Raw genomic sequence first — 15,563 nt, 5'->3', positions numbered from 1 at the left:
CCCGTGAGCGAAATCAAGTTCTACTTCAATGCGCCGGACCGCCTGACGACCGCCTGCTCGATCACCAGCAAGGCGGTCCGTCAGGGCCATCGCATTCTCGTCCATGCGCCGGATACGCAGCTGGCGCGGCGCTTTGACGCGCTCTTGTGGACCGGCCAGGCGCTCTCCTTCGTGCCGCATGTCGCCGCCAGTTCGCCGCTGGCACCGCGTACGCCAGTGGTCATCGCCAGCGATCTGGACAATGCCGCGCATCATGATGTGCTGCTCAACTTGGCCGACACGCCGCCGCAAGGATTCGAGTCCTTCGGCATGCTGATCGAGATTGTCTCCACCGACGAGGCCGACCGCCAGCTGGCGCGCCAGCGCTGGCAAAGCTTCAAGCGGGCGGGGCACACCATCACCGCCCATGACCTGGCCCAGCGCGCATGAACCCAAGTGAGTCCGAGCACGAGCAGGATCCCGACATGGCCGACCAGCTACTGGGCAAGGCCGATGCGCTGATCCGCCGCAACCGCGTCGATGGTGTCAGCTCCGGCTCCGAGGAATTGCCGCTGCTCACCGAGATCGTCGAGCCGCCACCGCAGGCCTTCAGGGGCGAAGCGGATGTCGACATCCCACCGGTGGCTGAAGCGCGCCACACGGTGGTGATCGGCCTCAGCCAGGATCAAGCATCGGTGATGGTCAAACAAGCCGTCGACCGTACCCGCCAGGAACTGCTGCAACAGCAGGAGAAGATGGTTCAGGAGAGCATCGAGCGCGCGCGCCAGGAGCTCATCACGTCGCAGAGCGCGATGCTGCAAGCCGCTATCGCACGCGGCCGCGCCCTGGGCTTTGCCGAAGGCCAGACTCAGGGCCGCAATGAAGCGCAGGCGGAAGCACAGGCCTTGGGCCAGGTCGCGCCTGCGGAGCAGATCGAAAACGCCCGCCGCGAGGCGCAACAGACGCTCAACCTGCATTTTTCGGAGCGCCTGATCGAGCTCGATGCCTACATCACCCAGGCCATCGACGGCTGGCTGGCGCGCGAACTGCCACATCTGGTGGCCAGCGAGTTCGAGGCCATCGCAGAGCGTCTGCGCACCAATACCGCCGCGCATATGCGCGCAACCTTGCTGCCGGAAATCTCCAACAAGCTCTCTGCCCTGCTCGACAGCAAGCCTCAGTAAGCACTTCACCGCAAAGGCGCAAAGAGAACGCAAAGGGCCGCCAAGGGATTCAAACACTTCGCGGGGCTTTCCTTGACAGCTTTGCGGTGAGACTTTTCGCGCACCGGTATAATCGCCGGTTCCCAAGCATTTACACGCTTTACTGCGTTTAGCCCCAATGGAACTTGCCAAGAGCTTTGAACCGGCCGATATCGAGTCGCGCTGGTACCCACAATGGGAACAATCCGGTTACTTCGGCGCTGGTCTCGACACCAGCAAGCCGGCTGACGAATCCTTCTGCATCCTGCTGCCGCCGCCGAATGTGACCGGCACCCTGCACATGGGTCATGGTTTCAACCAGACCATCATGGATGCGCTGACCCGTTACTACCGCATGGGCGGCCACAACACCCTGTGGCAGCCGGGCACCGACCACGCCGGCATCGCTACGCAGATCGTCGTCGAACGCCAGCTCGACGCACAGAAGGTTTCGCGCCACGATCTGGGCCGCGAGAAGTTCATCGAGAAGGTGTGGGAGTGGAAGGAATACTCCGGCGGTGCCATCACCAAGCAAATGCGCCGCCTCGGCACCTCGCCCGACTGGAGCCGCGAGCGCTTCACGATGGACGCCGGTTTGTCGAAGATCGTCACCGAAACTTTCGTGCGTCTCTACAACGAAGGCCTCATCTATCGCGGCAAACGCCTGGTGAACTGGGACCCGGTGCTGGGCACCGCCGTGTCCGACCTCGAAGTGGTGAGTGAGGAAGAAGACGGCAAGCTGTGGCACCTGCACTACCCGCTCGCGGATGGTTCCGGCCAGCTGACCGTTGCCACCACGCGTCCTGAAACCATGCTCGGCGACACCGCCGTGATGGTTCATCCGGAAGACGAGCGCTACAAGCACCTGATCGGCAAGATGATTTCGCTGCCGCTGTGTGATCGCGAGATCCCGATCATTGCCGACGACTACGTCGACAAGGAGTTCGGCACCGGCTGCGTCAAGGTTACGCCGGCGCACGACTTCAACGACTATGCGGTCGGCCAGCGTCACGGCTTGCCGATGATCTCCATCCTCTCGCTCGACGCCAAGATCAACGACAACGCGCCCGCCAAGTACCAGGGGCTGGATCGCTTCGACGCGCGCAAAGCGGTTGTCGCCGACTTCGAAGCCCTGGGCCTGCTCGGCGAAATCAAGCCGCACAAGCTGCAAGTGCCGCGCGGCGACCGTACCAATGTGGTCATCGAGCCGATGCTCACCGACCAGTGGTTCGTCGCCGTCAACAAGCCCGGCGCGGACGGCAAGTCGATTGGCCAGAAGGCTATCGAAGTCGTCGAGTCGGGCGAAGTGAAATTCGTGCCCGAAAACTGGGTCAATACCTATTACTCGTGGATGCGCAACCTGCAGGACTGGTGCATCTCGCGCCAACTGTGGTGGGGCCACCAGATTCCCGCTTGGCATTCGGAAGACGGCCGCGTGTGGGTTGCCCACGATGAAACGGAAGCCAAGGCGCTGGCCGCCAAGGATGGCTACAGCGGCAATCTCAAGCGCGACAATGACGTGCTCGACACCTGGTACTCGTCCGCCCTGTGGCCGTTCTCGACGCTTGACTGGACACCCGAGTGGCCGGAGAAATCCAACCCAGCGATGGACCTCTACCTGCCCTCCTCGGTGCTGGTCACCGGCTTCGACATCATCTTCTTCTGGGTCGCCCGGATGATCATGATGACCAAGCACATCACGGGGAAAATCCCGTTCAAGCACGTCTATGTGCACGGTCTGATCCGCGATGCGGAAGGCCAGAAGATGAGCAAGTCCAAGGGCAATGTGCTGGACCCGATCGACCTCATCGACGGCATCGGTCTGGAAGATCTGATCGCCAAGCGCACCACCGGCCTGATGAACCCGAAGCAAGCCGAGAGCATCGCCAAGAAGACGCGCAAGGAATACCCGGAAGGCATTCCCGGTTTCGGCACCGACGCGCTGCGCTTCACCTTTGCCTCGCTCGCCTCGCCCGGCCGCGACATCAAGTTCGACCTGCACCGCTGCGACGGCTACCGCAATTTCTGCAACAAGCTGTGGAACGCCACGCGCTTCGTGCTGATGAATTGCGAGGGCAAGGACTGCGGCCTCGATAACCACCAAGTCAATGCTTGCGATGGTCAGTACCTCAGCTTCTCGTTCGCCGATCGCTGGATGACCAGCCGCCTGCAGCGCGCCGAAGCCGAGATGGCGCAGCACTTCAAGGAATACCGTCTCGACCTCGCCGCACGCGCGATCTACGAACTGGTGTGGGATGAGTACTGCGACTGGTACCTGGAACTCGCCAAGGTGCAGATCAACACCGGCGACGAAGCTACGCAGCGCGGCACACGCCGCACCCTGGTGCGCGTGCTCGAAACCATCCTGCGCCTCGCTCACCCGCTGATTCCCTTCATCACCGAAGAGCTGTGGCAAACGGTGTCCGTGGTTGCGGATCGCAAGAAGACTGATTTCATCGGCACGGCGCCCTACCCCACCTGCGAGCCGACACGCATCGACGAGGCCTCGGAAGCCAAGGTCGCCCAGCTCAAGGAGATCATCAACGCCTGCCGCAGCCTGCGCAGCGAGATGAACCTGTCGCCCGCGCAAAAGGTGCCCCTGCTGGTCGCCGGCGACGAGGCCACGGTCAAGCTCTACGGGCCCTATCTGGCCGCGCTTGCCAAGCTCAGCGAAGTCACAGCCGTCGGCGCCGAACTGCCGCAATCGCCGGCGCCGGTGCAAGTGGTGGGTGACTTCCGATGCATGCTGAAGATCGAGATCGACGTCGCCGCCGAACGCGAACGCATTGGCAAGGAAGTCGCCCGCATCGAGGTCGAAGTCGGCAAGCTGGATGTCAAGCTCGCCAACGAGGGCTTCGTTGCACGCGCACCGGCGGCGGTGGTAGACACCGAGCGCAAGCGCCTTGCCGACTTCAAGTCTACGTTGGACAAACTGCGCGAGCAGCTCAGCCGCCTCGGCTGATTTTGGCCTCCGGCACTACACGCGAGGGCCGCAGAGAGATCCGCAAGGAGATCTCTGCGGCCCTTGTGCTATCCGCCCGCCGGCTGCAGCGCCGCAAGCAAGCTGATCTCCAACACATCCTGCGGCACAGGCTTGCCGAACAGATAGCCCTGGAAGCAATCAACGCCCAGCTGGCACAGCAGCGAGAGCTGATCCTGCTGCTCCACCCACTCGGCCAGGACCGGCAATTCCATCGCCGCAGCGATGGAGACCACGCCTGACACGGCCGCCTGACTGACGCGGCTAGTGGTGACATCGCTGACAAAGCTGCCATCGATCTTGATCTGGTCGAAGCCCAGATGCTTGAGGCTCTCCAGCGAGGAATAACCGGTGCCGAAATCGTCCAGCGCGAAGCACACCCCGCGTGCGCGCAGCTGATCGATCACCCGCGCGACATCCGTGAAGGAGCGTGCGCGCACGTGCTCGGTCACTTCCAGACACAGCTTGCCCGGCGCCAGCTGGTATTTATCGAGCAAGTTGATGACGGTGGCCACAAAGGCGGGATGCTCGAAAGCCTGGGCACTGATGTTGACCGAGAGACTGAGTGTTCGAAGCTGGGCGTCACGCTGCCATGCCCCCAGCGTGGCGCAGGCCGTGTCGAGCACCCAGTAATCAATGTCGTGGCTGAGACCGCAGGCCAGCGCATCGGGCAGAAAACTCATCGGCAGCAGCAAACCCCGCGTCGGGTGATGCCAGCGCAGCAGCGCCTCGGCCCCTACCGGCCGCTGCTGACGATCCACCTGGACTTGGTAGTACAGCTCCAGCTGACGCGACGTGAGTGCGACGCGCAATTCCTTCTCGACACGATCCTGCCGTTCCAGCTCGGTCTCCATGCTTGTTTCGAAAAAGCGGTAGAGATTGCGGCCCTCACGTTTGGCCTGGTAGAGCGCGATGTCGGCACGCTTGCTGAGCAGCTCGACGCTGCCGCCGTCCTCAGGAAAGCGGGCGAGACCAATGCAACCATAGGCCTTGAGCTGCAGCTCGCCCACCACATAGGGCTGCGCCAGGATGCCAAGCACGCGCTGGCAGATGGCCTCCAGTCGCGCGCGGAAGGCCGACGCATCCGCGTCACGCCTATGCAACAGCAAGACGAATTCATCGCCGCCGAAGCGCGCAATCAGTTCGCTGGCGTCGATGCAGGCCTGTAGACGCTGCGCCACCAGGCAGAGCAGCGTGTCGCCCACATCGTGACCGTAGAGATCGTTCACCTTCTTGAAGTCGTCCAGATCGACAAACAACAAGGCAAAGGGCTGCGCGCCCTCACCCACCAGGCACTGCAGGCGGTCATTGAGCGCACGGCGGTTATGCAGGCGGGTCAGCGGATCGGTGGTCGACAGCACGTCCAGATGCTTGTTCATCTGGTCCAGCTGCTGGTTCTGCATCGATAGCAGGCTGTTGATGCGCGCGAGCTCCTCCTCACGCTGCTTGCGATCATCGATATTGAAGGTGACGCCGATGAAGCGTGTGTTCCCGGTTTCGTCCGACGTCCCCATGAACTTGCCGTAATTGGCGAACCAGACCCAACGCCCGTCGACGCTGCGCAGCCTGAATTCACTGCGATAGTTCTCTACACGCCCCTCACTGTAGGCCAGCAGCGCAGCGTCGATGCCGGGCCGGTCATCCGGATGCACGATCGACAGCCAGAACGCGATTTGGTCCACCGCCTCATCGAGCACATAGCCCAGTTCGCGCAAGGTGCGCCGGGCAGGATAGGTCACCTTGCCGGTGGCAAGGTCGTTTTCCCATAGATCCAGGCCGGCAGCCTCAAGCGCCAGCTGAAGTCGGTTCTGGTCATTACTGAAAGACATAGGCTCCAAACTCTGCACAAGATGTGCTCAAGCACTGCACCGCCTGTGCAGCAGCAATGACACAAATCCCGCCACACGAGCACGCACTCAGAGGACAGCACGCGCCCACGAGGATTCTGCAGCTATATCGTGACAAAAACCCCACGACTTGAATACCCATGCGGGTAGCAAGCCGGCGGTAAACCACAGGACAGGCGTTCAGCGCTAGAAACGGAGCGGCGCGTCGGGCAATTCGTTGTCATTGCCCTCCAGCGCCGGAAAATGCAGCGCGAGCAAGGCACTGATCGCTTCGACGGCAGCGATCAAGCCGGCGAGATGCTGAGCTTGTGCGAAGCTTTGCGTCGCCAGCTGCGCGATCAGATCCCACTGCGCTTGCGGCACACGGGCGTGGATGCCACGGTCGGCAAGGATCTCCAGCTTGTGCTCGGCCATCAGCACATAGATCAGCACGCCGGAATTCTCGGCGGTATCCCACACGCCTTGATGTGCAAACTGTTCCAGCGCCAGCGCGCGGCTATCCGGCACACCACGCAGCGCCGCCCAACCGAGGCCACCCTGGATGACGACGCGCAGCTCGCCACGATGCAGGCGTTCGGAGGCCGCCACGGCGTCGGCAATACTCTGCAGCGCGGCCGGCGAAAAGGCTCGGCGCGCCTCGCGCTCGCCGGCCCACAGATGCCGCCAGAGTCTGTTCAGCTTACTCATCTACCAGCCTCCCGAGGCGCCACCGCCACCAAAACCACCGCCGCCACCGCTGAAGCCTCCGCCTCCGCTACCACCACCCCAGCCGCCGCCAAAGCCACCACCGCTGAAGCCGCCGGGCAAGACGCCACTTCGCGCCCCGCGACGCGAGACAGTACGGTAGCCACTGCCGCCGATGTCGAACAGCTTGATCAAGGCCATGATGATGACGACCAGAACGATCAAGGCAATCGGCCCGAGCGAAGAGACCTCGTCATGCTTGGCAGCGGCAGGCGGCGGCAAGGGTTCAGCGCCGATGCGCTCGGCAATGCGATCAACGCCGGCCGCCAAGCCACCATGAAAATCGCCCTGCTTGAAATGCGGCGCGATGTCTTCGCTGATGATGCGCTTGGCGATGGCATCGGGAATCGCGCCTTCCAGGCCGCGCCCGACCTCGATGCGCAGTTTGCGGTCCTGCAAGGCGACGAGCAGGATCACACCGTCATCAACCTTGCCACGGCCAATCTTCCAGGCATCGGCAACACGAATGCCGAAGGCGGCAAGATCCTCGGGCTGCGTACTCGGCACCAGCAGGATGACGACCTGGCTACCCTTCTGCGTCTCGATGGCCGCGAGGCGCGCGTCCAGATCCTGGCGCGCTTCGGCCGACAGCGCTCCGGTGGTGTCGGTGACACGCCCCTGCACAGGCGGCACGGCGACCTGCGCCTGCACCAGGCAAGCGACAGACAGCAGGCAAACGGCAATCAGGCTGCGCAGCAGGCTGAGCATCAGCGCTTATTTCTTGCTGCCGAAATCGACGGCCGGCGCATTGCTGATGGTCGCCTCGTTTTCCACCGTAAAGCTGGGTTTGGGCTTGTAGCCCATCACCATCGCCGTCAGGTTATTCGGGAAGGTGCGCACGCCGATGTTGTAGGTCTCGATGCTCTTGATGAAGCGGTTGCGCGCCACCGTGATGCGATTCTCGGTGCCTTCGAGCTGCGCCTGCAGGTCACGGAAATTGGCATTTGCCTGCAGCTGTGGATAGTTCTCACTGATCACCATCAACCGTGACAGGGCACTGGAAAGACTGCCTTGCGCCTTCTCGAAGCGCGCCAGCGCTTCCGGATCATTGGCCAGCTCGGGGGTCGCCTGGATGCTGCCAACACTGGCGCGCGCCTCGGTGACCTTGATCAGCACCTCTTTCTCGTGCTCGGCATAGCCCTTGACCACGTTGACGAGGTTGGGCACCAGATCGGCGCGGCGTTTGTACTGGTTGAGCACCTCGGCCCACGAGGACTTCACCGCCTCGTCATTGATCTGGATATCGTTGTAACCGCATGCACTGAGCAGACTCAGACACAGGGCCAGCAACAACACGCGCATCTTCAGCATTGATTCCTCCTGACAGGGCAATAACAGTGCATTCGCTCTCGCTGCAAGCGCGGCGAGACTCTCATCATACGCGCAGCCTGCCACGCAGATTGTGGATTGCCGCAACTGGTGCGGGTCGGGGAATTGCTTTCAAATCAGCCAACAACACCCACGCAAGCACCCGGATGCCAGCATGGCCACGACAGGGTGCCGCCCGCCATCATCAGGAGAACACCATGAAGCTGCTCAACACCCTCGTTGTGTCCGTCGCCGCGCTGGTCTCTTTCAGCGTTTCCGCGCAGGAAACCATCCGTCTCGGCAATCTGCGCTTCGCCCATTACGGTGCAATATCCTACCTCAAGGAACTGGCGCCCAAATGCGGCTTCAAGATCGAGGAACGCATGTTCGCCAAGGGCCTGGACATCGTGCCGGCGATCATCGCTGGCGAGATCGACCTGGCCGCCAGCGCAGCCGATGCGGCCGTCGCCGGTCGCGCAGCGGGCGCGCCGATCTTCGCCGTTGCCGGTTTTGCCAAGGGCGGCGCGCGGGTGGTGGTCGGCAAGGATTCGGGCATCAAGTCGGTGCAGCAATTCAAGGGCAAGAAAGTCGGCGTGGCGCGTGGCGGTGCGCAGGAACTGCTGCTGGTTGCCGAGCTGGCCAAATACAACCTGACTTGGTCCGATCAGCCGGGCAAGGACGTGCAGATCGTCTATCTGCCCTTCACCGACCTCAACCAGGCGCTGATGCAAAAGCAGATCGACGCCATGGTGCAATCCGAACCACAAGCCTCGCAGGCGCTGAATCTCAACTGGGGCGTCGAGCTGCTCAAGCCCTATGACACGCCGCTGGGCGAGCCGATCCGCGCGCTGGTGATGACTGAAAAGCTCTACGCCAACAAGCCGCTCGCTGAAAAGCTGATGAAGTGTTTCGTGCAGTCCACCAAGCTGTTCATGGACGACCCCAAGCTCGCCGAGAATTACGTGCGCGCCTCGATGTTCAAGAATCAGATCAGCTCCGACGACTACCAGGATGCCATTGGCAACAGCCCGTTCTCGTATGACCTGAGCGTCGAGCACATCCAGCTCACCACCGACATGATGGTCAAATACGGTGTCGGCAAGCTCAGCAATCCGCCGGTCGCGAAGGACTGGGTCAAGCTCGATCTGCTCGACAACGCCAAAAAATCCCTCGGAGTGAAATGACGCGATGCCTGCCTCACGCCTGAAAAACAGCTTGCGTGGCCTGATCGTGCCGCTGGCGCTGATCCTGCTCTGGCAGGCGGCGTCCAGCCTCGGCTGGGCCAAACCGCAGATTCTACCCTCGCCCTGGGCGGTACTGACCAAGTGGTATCAGTACGCGACGCCGCTGGTGCCCTACGATCCGGCGCAAGGCAGCCGGCTGGCCTGGTATTTCTCCGGCGAGCTGATCCAGGACGCCATCGGCAGCCTCTACCGCGTGCTGGTCGGCTTTGCGATTGGCGCCGTGCTGGCGCTGCCGCTGGGCCTGCTGATGGGCGCCAGCCGCCGCGTCTATGGCTTGTTCAACCCGCTGGTGCAGGTGCTGCGCCCGATTCCGCCGATTGCCTGGATTCCGCTCTCCATCCTGTGGTTCGGTCTGGGCAACCCGCCGGCGATCTTCCTCATCGCCATCGGCGCCTTCTTCCCGATCCTGATGAATACCATTGCCGGCGTGCATCATGTCGACGGCATCTACCTGCGCGCCGCACGCAATCTCGGCGCCAATCAGCTGACGATGTTCACGCGGGTGATCCTGCCCGCTTCGACACCCTACATCCTCTCCGGCGCGCGCATCGGCATGGGCACCGCCTTCATCGTCGTCATCGTTTCGGAGATGATCGCCGTGAACAATGGTCTGGGCTTCCGCATCCTCGAAGCGCGTGAGTACTTCTGGTCCGACAAGATCATCGCCGGCATGCTGTCGATCGGCTTCGTCGGCCTGGCCATCGACACCCTGATGAGCGCCCTCAACAACTATCTGCTGCGCTGGCATCGCGGCCTGGAGCACTGAGCCGATGACGCAGATCAGCATTCAACATGTCGACAAGGTGTTCAAGACGGCGCACAGCGAGGTCGTCGCCCTGCGCGACATCAATATCGAGATTCCGCAAGGCCAGTTCGTCTGCCTGCTCGGCCCCTCGGGCTGCGGCAAATCGACCCTGCTCAATGCCGTCGCCGGCTTTTCGCTGCCCAGCAGCGGCAGCATCCTCGTCGATAGCAAGACGGTCAGCGAGCCGGGGCCGGATCGTGGCATGGTGTTCCAGGAGTACGCACTGTTCCCCTGGATGACTGTCGCCGAAAACGTCGCCTTCGGCCTGAGCATCAAGAAAGTCCCCAAGGCCGAGATCAGCCAGAAGGTCGACAGCCTGCTCGACAAGCTCAAGCTCGGCGAATTCCGCAACCGCTATCCCAAGGATCTCTCCGGCGGCATGCGCCAGCGCGTGGCGATTGCCCGCGTACTCGCGCTCGACTCGCCAATCTTGCTGATGGACGAGCCCTTCGGCGCGCTCGACGCGCTGACCCGGCGCACCCTGCAGGAAGAGCTGCTGCGCATCTGGGCGGAGTGGAAAAAGACCATCCTCTTCGTCACCCACAGCATCGACGAATCGATCTTCCTCGCCGACCGCATCATCGTGCTCAGCTACCGGCCGGGCACACTGAAGAAAGATGTCGTCGTCGAACTGCCGCGCCCACGCGACGCCAGCTCCGAATCCTTCAGCGCCCTGCGCCGCGAACTCTCACTGCTGGTGATGGAAGAGCAGCAAAGACACGACCATGCCGAGCTCAGCGGACTGACGGCTGACTGAGGCAAGCCCGCTCTGGCCTGCCCGGTGCGCCGGCCAGGCCCGACAAGACTCAGACCGTGAAGCGCTTGATGGTGGAATCGAGCCGTTCGGCGACGCCGAACACAGCGCTCGAATGCGCCTGCGCAGCCGAAGCCGACTCACGATTCTCCTGGCTGACGCTGGCGATGCGCTCGATGTGGCCGGCAATCGCGTGGCTGGCGCTGCTCTGCTCGTGGATGGCGCCGGCGATATCGGCGATGTGATGGGCTGTGCTGCGCGCCAGCGCTTCGATGTTTTGCAGCACGGCGGCCACTTCCTGCGTGCAGCTGACGCCCTTGAGCACCATCTCGCTCGCGTGCGTCATGCCTTGGGCGGCGGTGCCGGTATCGCGCTGCACGGCTTCGATCTTGTCGTTGATCTGGGTGGTTGCCAGGGTGGTGCGTTCAGCCAGCTTGCGCACCTCGTCCGCCACCACCGCGAAGCCGCGCCCTTGCTCGCCCGCCCGCGCCGCTTCAATCGCCGCATTGAGCGCCAGCAGATTGGTCTGCGCGGCAATCTCCTTGATCACCATGACGATCTCGCCGATTTCGCCGGAGCGCTGATCGAGCATGCGCATCACTTCGGCGGAACGGCCAATCGAGTCAGCCACCTGCTGGATCTCCTCCGCCGCACGGCGTGCGGTCTGTGCGCCGGCACCGGCGGTGACCGAGGCATCAGCGGTTTCCTGCTCCAGCGTGCGTGCGCTGTCGGCAATCTGCGCCACGCTGCTGGTCATCTCCTGCACGGCGGCGGCCGAGGATTCGGCAGCGGCCGACTGCGAGGACGATGCCTGGGCAATCTTCTCGGCGGTCTTGTCCAGCTCGCGCGCAGCGCGCAGCAGCTCGGTCGAATTGGAATTGGCCGAACCGATGATCTGACTCATGCCTTCGAGCAGATGATTGACGGCACGCGAGGTCTCGCCGATTTCATCACTGGCCTCGACCGGCATGCGCTTGCCGATGTGGCCGGTGGTGCTGATGTTCATGATGGTGCTTTGCATCTGCGCCAGCGGGCGGCGGATGCTGACAATGATGCGCCAGGCCGCCACAGCGCCCAGCGCCAGCCCGGCGAGGATCAGCACGATGCTCCAGGAACTGGCTTGCTTGCGGATGCTGTCGAGTTCCTCATCGATTTTCTGCACGCGCTTGGCCACTTCCACCGATACCCCGGTGAGCGACTGCAGGGCGACCTGCATGAGCTTCTTCTGCGGCTCGAAGGCCATGTTCACATCGTTGGCCGTGGCATAGCTGCCATCATCAATCTTCGCCACTGCCTCATCCATACCCGCGTAATAGCCCTTGAGCTGGGTATCCATGTCAGCGATTTTCTGCCGTTCGGCATCGCTGGCCTTGCCGCGGATGGTGTTGAGCGAATCATTGACCGCGTCGAAAGACTTGCCCCACTTGCCACGGTATTCCTTGACCTTGGCCGGCATGCCGACCGACAGGAATACGTCTTTTTCATCACGGCGCATCTTCGAGATGCGCATCTGCGCTTCAAGCATCGAGAGATGCAGGCTCAGATCGCGCGCCAGCAAGGACTTCACCTCCGCATACTGACGATTGAGGCCCACCAGGCCCACGACGCCGACGGCAATCATCAGCCCCAGCATGAATGCAAACCCCAAACCGACGCGCTGTGCGATCGTGATGCGACTGAACATTTCTGTATCTCCTGAACAAGCTCGAAAAGCAGGCGCCGTGGCGCATGACAAGCAAGAGGGTGCGCAGGAAGCGAGCCCGTGAAGCATTAACGTCGCCCGCCGAAAATATTTGAGGAGAATTTTCAAGCCTTTACGCGAGCCCCTGAGCGACGATCAAAGCACTTGGCCTTCAGGCACTTAGGCCCTGCCAACGCCACAACAAGGCTTTGCCCACGGCACGCGCACGGGTATAGTGTGCGGTTTTCCAAAAACGGCGCACAGCCATGACAGCAAGCATTCTTGACGGCAACGCACTGGCCGCAACAGTTCGAGCCGAAATCGCCCAAGGCGCCAGCGCGCTGATCGCGCAAGGCGTCACGCCCTGCCTCGCGGTTCTCCTGGTCGGCGACAACCCGGCTTCGGCGGTTTACGTCCGCAACAAGGTCGCCGCCTGCGAAAAAGCCGGCGTCCGCTCGCTCAAGTTTGAATATGCCAGCGATGTCGCGGCAGAGACGGTGTTCGACAAGATCGCCGAGCTCAATGCCGACCCCAGCGTGCACGGCATCCTCGTGCAGCTGCCGCTGCCCAAGCATTTCGACGAGAACAAAGTGCTCGAAGCGATCTCGCCGGCCAAGGACGTCGATGGCTTTCATGCCGAGAACTTCGGTCTGCTGCTGCAAGGTCGCAAGTCCTTCTACCCCTGCACGCCCTGGGGCGTGATGAAGATGCTTGAGTCGGCCAATGTGCCGCTCAAGGGTGCCGAAGCGGTCGTCATCGGCCGCAGCAACATCGTCGGCAAGCCGATGGCGGTGATGCTGCTGTCGCAAGGCGCGACCGTCACCGTCTGCCACTCGCAGACCAAGGATCTGGCCTTCCACACGCGCCGCGCCGATATCGTGGTCGCCGCCGTCGGCAAGCCCAAGTTCCTCACCGGCGACATGATCAAACCTGGCGCCGTAGTCATCGACGTGGGCATCAACCGCCTGCAGGATGGGCCCGATGCCGGCAAGCTCTGCGGCGATGTCGATTTCGACTCAGCCAAGGAAGTCGCCTCGCTGATCACCCCGGTGCCCGGCGGTGTCGGCCCGATGACCATCACCATGCTGCTGGCCAACACCCTGGAATCCGCACGTCGCGCTGCGGCCAGCCGCTAATCAAGGAATAGCATGTCTGATCAAGCCATCCTCGTCGGTATCGTCATGGGTTCCAATTCCGACTGGCCAACCCTGCAAGCGGCGGCCAAGGTGCTCAAGGACTTCGGCGTGCCTTACGAAGCCCGCGTCGTCTCGGCGCATCGCACGCCCGACCTGATGTTCGAATACGCCGAAAGCGCGCGCGAACGCGGCCTCAAGGCAATCATCGCCGGTGCCGGCGGCGCCGCCCACCTGCCCGGCATGCTGGCTGCCAAGACGCCGGTGCCGGTGCTCGGCGTGCCGGTGCAAAGCAAGGCGCTGTCCGGCGTGGATTCGCTGCATTCCATCGTGCAGATGCCCAAGGGCATTCCGGTCGCCACCTTCGCCATCGGCGAAGCGGGCGCTGCCAATGCCGCGCTGTTCGCCGTCGCCATGCTGGCCAATGAAGACAAGCGCGTCGCACTGATGCTCGACGCCTTCCGTGCGCGCCAGACGCAGAGCGTGCTGGACATGACACTGGATGATCCGGCATAAAAACCAAGACATATTCACCGCAAAGGCGCAAAGAAAACGCAAAGGGCCGCAAAGAAAGACCAACAAAATAGCCCATGCATCCCAATGCGACGCAATTTGAGCCTTGCGCGAATTTCAGCCTGCTTTGCGGTCCTTTCTTTTCCTCTTTGCGCCTTTGCGGTGAAGGGTTTTGATTTTGACGAACACCATCATTCTTCCTCCCGCCACACTCGGCATGCTCGGCGGCGGTCAGCTGGGCCGCTTCTTCGTCCTCGCCGCACATGAGATGGGTTACAAGGTCTGGGTGCTCGATCCTGACCAGAACAGCCCGGCCGGCAAGGCGGCAGATCGCCATCTCTGCGCCGCCTACGAAGACTTCGGCGCGCTCGATCAGCTGGCCCAGCACTGCGCGGCGATCACCACCGAGTTCGAGAACGTGCCGGCCGCCACGCTGGATTATCTGGCCAAGTTCCTGCCGGTGCGCCCCTCGGCCGACGCCGTCGGCATCTGCCAGAACCGCGTCGCGGAAAAGATGTTCCTGCAGGGCAATGGCGTGCCACATGCAGCCTTCGCGGCGATCAACAGCCTCGACGATCTGCACAAGGCGCCTGCGGAGCTGTTCCCCGGCATCCTCAAGGTCGCCCGCTTCGGCTACGACGGCAAGGGCCAGGCGCGCGTCGCCAGCCGCGAGGAAGCCATCGCCGCCTTCCAGGCCTTCCAGCAGGAAGCCTGCGTGCTCGAACAGATGCTCCAGCTCGACTACGAAGTCTCGGTGGTGCTGGCGCGTGACGAAGCGGGCAACACGCAGAGTTTCCCGGTCGCCGAAAATGCACACGCCAAGGGCATCCTCGATGTTTCGATCGCGCCGGCCCGCAGCAGCAGCCCGCAACTGCGGCAGCAGGCGCAGCAGCTGGCCGAACATATCGCCGCGCAGCTTGGCTACATCGGCACCCTGGCGGTTGAATTCTTCGTCTCGCATGGCGCGCTCTACGTCAACGAGATGGCGCCGCGCCCGCACAACAGCGGCCATTACACGGTAGATGCCTGCATCACCAGCCAGTACGAACAGCAGGTGCGTGCCCTCTGCGGCCTGCCGCTGGGCGACCCACGCGCGCACTCGGCCGCGGTGATGGTCAATCTGCTCGGCGACATCTGGTACGACCCCAGCCAGCCGGGGCCGGACAGCTGCGGCGCGTATCGCGAGCCGGACTGGTCGCGTCTGCTGAGCATTCCGAATCTCAAGCTGCACCTCTACGGCAAGCATCACGCCCGCCCTGGTCGCAAGATGGGGCACTTCACCGTGGTCGACGCCGACCCGGTCAAGGCGCACGCTGTCGCGATGGCGGCGCGCGCAGCCATTGGCATCAAGGACGAATAAGCTTGCTTAGGGT

At 62.7% G+C, this 15,563-nt stretch carries 14 protein-coding genes; 9 read left to right on the top strand and 5 right to left on the bottom strand.

Annotation, left to right across the window (positions count from 1 at the left end):
• Positions 1-3 precede the first annotated feature (3 nt).
• The 3 genes from ABDB84_RS15865 (at position 4) to ABDB84_RS15855 (ending at position 4,143) form a co-directional block, all read left to right on the top strand.
• The gene (locus ABDB84_RS15865) at positions 4-429 is read left to right on the top strand and encodes a DNA polymerase III subunit chi (protein ID WP_345920731.1); all 426 of its coding nucleotides are present in this window, start codon (positions 4-6) and stop codon (positions 427-429) included.
• Positions 426-1,163 carry a hypothetical protein gene (locus tag ABDB84_RS15860; RefSeq protein WP_345920730.1) on the top strand — a complete coding sequence of 246 codons (738 nt, stop codon included), beginning with the start codon at positions 426-428 and terminating at the stop codon, positions 1,161-1,163. Before ABDB84_RS15865 ends, ABDB84_RS15860 begins: the two co-directional genes overlap by 4 nt.
• 157 nt (positions 1,164-1,320) lie before the next feature.
• Positions 1,321-4,143 carry a valine--tRNA ligase gene (locus ABDB84_RS15855; protein WP_345920729.1) on the top strand — a complete coding sequence of 941 codons (2,823 nt, stop codon included), beginning with the start codon at positions 1,321-1,323 and terminating at the stop codon, positions 4,141-4,143.
• A 68-nt stretch (positions 4,144-4,211) separates the two neighbouring features.
• On the opposite strand, the gene ABDB84_RS15850 is transcribed toward ABDB84_RS15855, so the two are convergent.
• The 4 genes from ABDB84_RS15850 to ABDB84_RS15835 all read right to left on the bottom strand — a co-directional run bounded on the left by ABDB84_RS15850 (position 4,212) and on the right by ABDB84_RS15835 (position 8,054).
• Positions 4,212-5,990 (bottom strand): putative bifunctional diguanylate cyclase/phosphodiesterase, encoded by a 1,779-nt coding sequence (locus tag ABDB84_RS15850; protein WP_345920728.1) that lies wholly within the window; start codon positions 5,988-5,990, stop codon positions 4,212-4,214.
• Between the two features lie 204 nt (positions 5,991-6,194).
• The gene (locus tag ABDB84_RS15845; protein ID WP_345920727.1) at positions 6,195-6,695 is read right to left on the bottom strand and encodes a TPM domain-containing protein; all 501 of its coding nucleotides are present in this window, start codon (positions 6,693-6,695) and stop codon (positions 6,195-6,197) included.
• The gene (locus ABDB84_RS15840; RefSeq protein WP_345920726.1) at positions 6,696-7,460 is read right to left on the bottom strand and encodes a TPM domain-containing protein; all 765 of its coding nucleotides are present in this window, start codon (positions 7,458-7,460) and stop codon (positions 6,696-6,698) included.
• Between the two features lie 6 nt (positions 7,461-7,466).
• A complete protein-coding gene (locus ABDB84_RS15835) occupies positions 7,467-8,054 on the bottom strand; it encodes a LemA family protein (RefSeq protein WP_428715101.1) in 588 nt (195 codons plus the stop codon).
• A gap of 224 nt (positions 8,055-8,278) precedes the next feature.
• Here ABDB84_RS15835 and ABDB84_RS15830 point away from each other — a divergent pair, with 224 nt between their 5' ends.
• From ABDB84_RS15830 to ABDB84_RS15820, 3 genes are read left to right on the top strand one after another with little or no spacing between them, the layout of a single operon-like run.
• Positions 8,279-9,244 (top strand): ABC transporter substrate-binding protein, encoded by a 966-nt coding sequence (locus ABDB84_RS15830; protein WP_345920724.1) that lies wholly within the window; start codon positions 8,279-8,281, stop codon positions 9,242-9,244.
• A gap of 4 nt (positions 9,245-9,248) precedes the next feature.
• Positions 9,249-10,070 carry an ABC transporter permease gene (locus ABDB84_RS15825; RefSeq protein WP_345920723.1) on the top strand — a complete coding sequence of 274 codons (822 nt, stop codon included), beginning with the start codon at positions 9,249-9,251 and terminating at the stop codon, positions 10,068-10,070.
• Positions 10,071-10,074: 4 nt separating this feature from the next.
• Positions 10,075-10,866, top strand: coding sequence for an ABC transporter ATP-binding protein (locus tag ABDB84_RS15820; protein ID WP_345920722.1), 792 nt, complete (start codon positions 10,075-10,077; stop codon positions 10,864-10,866).
• 49 nt (positions 10,867-10,915) lie between these two features.
• On the opposite strand, the gene ABDB84_RS15815 is transcribed toward ABDB84_RS15820, so the two are convergent.
• A complete protein-coding gene (locus ABDB84_RS15815) occupies positions 10,916-12,547 on the bottom strand; it encodes a methyl-accepting chemotaxis protein (protein WP_345920721.1) in 1,632 nt (543 codons plus the stop codon).
• Between the two features lie 263 nt (positions 12,548-12,810).
• Between ABDB84_RS15815 and folD the strand changes: the two genes are divergently transcribed.
• The 3 genes from folD (at position 12,811) to ABDB84_RS15800 (ending at position 15,550) form a co-directional block, all read left to right on the top strand.
• Positions 12,811-13,680 carry a bifunctional methylenetetrahydrofolate dehydrogenase/methenyltetrahydrofolate cyclohydrolase FolD gene (gene folD / locus ABDB84_RS15810; RefSeq protein WP_345920720.1) on the top strand — a complete coding sequence of 290 codons (870 nt, stop codon included), beginning with the start codon at positions 12,811-12,813 and terminating at the stop codon, positions 13,678-13,680.
• Between the two features lie 12 nt (positions 13,681-13,692).
• Positions 13,693-14,193, top strand: a complete 501-nt coding sequence (gene purE, locus ABDB84_RS15805; RefSeq protein WP_345920719.1) for a 5-(carboxyamino)imidazole ribonucleotide mutase — start codon at positions 13,693-13,695, stop codon at positions 14,191-14,193.
• A gap of 187 nt (positions 14,194-14,380) precedes the next feature.
• Positions 14,381-15,550, top strand: a complete 1,170-nt coding sequence (locus ABDB84_RS15800; protein WP_345920755.1) for a 5-(carboxyamino)imidazole ribonucleotide synthase — start codon at positions 14,381-14,383, stop codon at positions 15,548-15,550.
• Positions 15,551-15,563 lie beyond the last annotated feature (13 nt).

The organism is Uliginosibacterium sediminicola, from assembly GCF_039631295.1.
Classification (GTDB): Bacteria; Pseudomonadota; Gammaproteobacteria; order Burkholderiales; family Rhodocyclaceae; genus Viridibacterium; species Viridibacterium sediminicola.
Note: the sequence above shows the minus strand (reverse complement) of the source record. Positions and strands in the feature narration are given on the sequence as shown.